This window comes from Stenotrophomonas sp. 05L44_2 (assembly GCF_056665995.1).
In genome coordinates, this window is sequence record NZ_JBFTNR010000655.1 from 1 (window position 1) to 2,367 (window position 2,367).

Annotated in this window: 4 protein-coding genes and 1 pseudogene; all 5 read left to right on the forward strand. The window is 64.7% G+C overall.

What is annotated here, in order from left to right:
• Positions 1-551 (forward strand): hypothetical protein (locus AC1VAN_RS18815; protein ID WP_480986439.1); only part of this gene is annotated, 551 nt, incomplete at its 5' end.
• The gene (locus AC1VAN_RS18820; protein WP_442251229.1) at positions 548-1,123 is read left to right on the forward strand and encodes a hypothetical protein; all 576 of its coding nucleotides are present in this window, start codon (positions 548-550) and stop codon (positions 1,121-1,123) included. The genes AC1VAN_RS18815 and AC1VAN_RS18820, both read left to right, overlap by 4 nt.
• Complete coding sequence (locus AC1VAN_RS18825; RefSeq protein WP_442251228.1) at positions 1,123-1,611, forward strand: hypothetical protein; 489 nt, start codon at positions 1,123-1,125, stop codon at positions 1,609-1,611. The genes AC1VAN_RS18820 and AC1VAN_RS18825 overlap by 1 nt, the downstream gene beginning before the upstream one ends.
• Positions 1,608-2,096 carry a hypothetical protein gene (locus AC1VAN_RS18830; RefSeq protein WP_442251227.1) on the forward strand — a complete coding sequence of 163 codons (489 nt, stop codon included), beginning with the start codon at positions 1,608-1,610 and terminating at the stop codon, positions 2,094-2,096. Before AC1VAN_RS18825 ends, AC1VAN_RS18830 begins: the two co-directional genes overlap by 4 nt.
• Positions 2,096-2,367: pseudogene (locus AC1VAN_RS18835) on the forward strand (hypothetical protein); the annotation flags it as partial. The gene AC1VAN_RS18830 and the pseudogene AC1VAN_RS18835, both read left to right, overlap by 1 nt.

A 2,367-nucleotide genomic window follows, 5' to 3' on the forward strand; every position in this document is an offset into this window, starting at 1 on the left:
GGGCGCTCATTCTGGACGGCGGCGGTAGCCCTACGACTATCACCATTCTTTCGGATGAGGTGCTAGATGTTACCTACGAGCTCCGGCTCTACCCCACGCTGGCCGACGCGACTGGCACCATCACGATTGCCTCCGTCAGCTATAGCTGGATTGCGCGCCCCCTGACGGCTGCTGCCTATGACGACTGCTGGTACCGTAATGTGGGCTATGAAATTGGCCCACGTACGACTGGTGAAAGCAGTACGAGCCCAAACGTTGCGGACACGCTTCCTGCCCAGAACTCGTCGATCACAAATCCCGTTCCGGCTGGCGCGCTTGCCGCGCTCACCTATGTCACGGGCAGCTACTCGCGCTCCTTCCGTTTCGACTGCGGATTGAATGACGCGAACGTTGTGGGTGGAGTCGGGTGCTTCTTTGCTACGGGTGACCCATCCGGCGCTCAGAGGATGTTCGGTGTATGGGCATGGGGGCTGACTCCGAAGCTGCCCAAGAACAGCCAGACGGTCGCAACTTTCACCGTACGCATGAGCTGGGGGCGCTACACCCCATGATCCCCGCTGGCGGCCTCTCCACCACCCCGGTACCCGCGCCGAACGTCGAGCGGGTCAACTCGACGCTACAGCCGCTGATCGACTTCGAGATGGGCGGCGTGGCGCTGAACGATGCGTCGCAGGGCCTGCGGGTGAAGCTGTGGCGTGTTCGCGTGGACGGCGACGTGGTGTACCTGGGGCCGGACGGCGGGAACGAGCAACCGGCGTTCATCCGGCCGGGCATCACATCGGTGGCGCTGGCCTTCGACCAGAACATGCAGCCGGCCATCGCGTTCGTGCAGTCGGGCCTGGCGTGGCTGTGGTGGTATGACAGTTCGGTGCCTGGGATGGTGTTCACGTCCTTTGCGGGGATGATCAACCCGCGCCTGACGCTGGACGACAAGCGGCCGACCCAGACCAGCAATTCCGACGTGATTCTCGGCTACCTGCGCGCTGGGGCGCTCTACTACCGCCAGCAGCGTGACCGATACCAGACCGAGTACCTGCTGAGTGCCAATCCCCCCTGCGGCGGCCTGGCCACGCTCTGCATGTCTACGGGTGGCCGGCTCCAGTTCGGCTTCGGAGGTGCGTGATGCAGTCGACGGTGTTCGTCTACACGATGCGCTCGGGCAAGCAGGGCGCCTGGAGCCGCTACCTGTTCCCATTCTCCGTGGATGCCTTCGCGCAACTGGGGAATGATCTCTATATCCGGCACGGGGATGAAATCAGCGCAGTCAGCGATTTTGCCTTGGGCGACGACGTTGGCGGCGAGTCGATCCCGTTCGGTGGCACGGTCTGGTGGCCGTGGCTGGACTTCGGGACGCCGAGCGTCACCAAGATGATGGAGGGTTTCGACATCGTGAGCCAGGGCACGCCCAGCATCAGCATCGGCTACGACCAGCGCAATGTCGCTGCGTTCACCGAGCCGTACACGGTCGATGCGGACACACTGCCCGGCGGCGTGATCCCGTTCCCGCTGTCGGCGCCAACCTTCAGCCTGCGCGTCGACTTCGCGCCGGGGCAGAAGTGGGCGCTGACGCAGGCGTCCCTGAGCTTCTTCGATTTCGGGAATGGGCCATGACCATCACTGTCCACAACCAGGTGATGATCGAGGAGCTGGTCTACTTGGCGCGGAACATGCGCCCGGACGAGATCGAGCAGGATCTGGCCATGACGGGGCTGACCGAGTACGACCCGGAGCAGGCCATTCTGAAAATGGCTGCTGTGCATGGCCCGAAGTTCGTCATCCTGGCCGACTACACGCCGGTGGTGGCCGGTGGATTCTGGCAGGTCCGCCCTGGCGTATGGGAGGGTTGGCAGCTCGGGACCATGGACGGCTGGGATAAACACTGGTGGCACATCACCCGCGTCACGCGGAAGCTCAACGACCGGATGCTGGCGCGCCCCGAGGTGCACCGCCTGCAGCTCTACGGCCTGGCCGGCCGCGACAAGACCTTCGAATGGTACGAGCGCTCGCTCGGCTACCGCCGTGAGGCAACCCTGAGCCGCTACTGCGCCAATGGCGCCGATGCGGTCCTGTTCGCACGCACCAAGGAGGCGGGCTGATGGCCGGCGGCGGCAATATCGGCAAGGGCAACTGGGCAGACCCGACGGGCCTGGTCCAGAAGTCGGGCGCGGGGAAGTTCCTCGACCCGCTGGGCCTGACCAAGACGGCGAAGCAGGGCGAGTCGGCGGCGGATATCGCCGCGCGCATGGAGATGGAACGCCAGGAGCGGATCCGCRAGTCGCAGGGCCGGATCAATCAGGTATTCGACAACCCGCGCCGTACCCGCGATATCGCCGACTTCGTGTCGGCTACGCGGTCGCGCCTTACGGA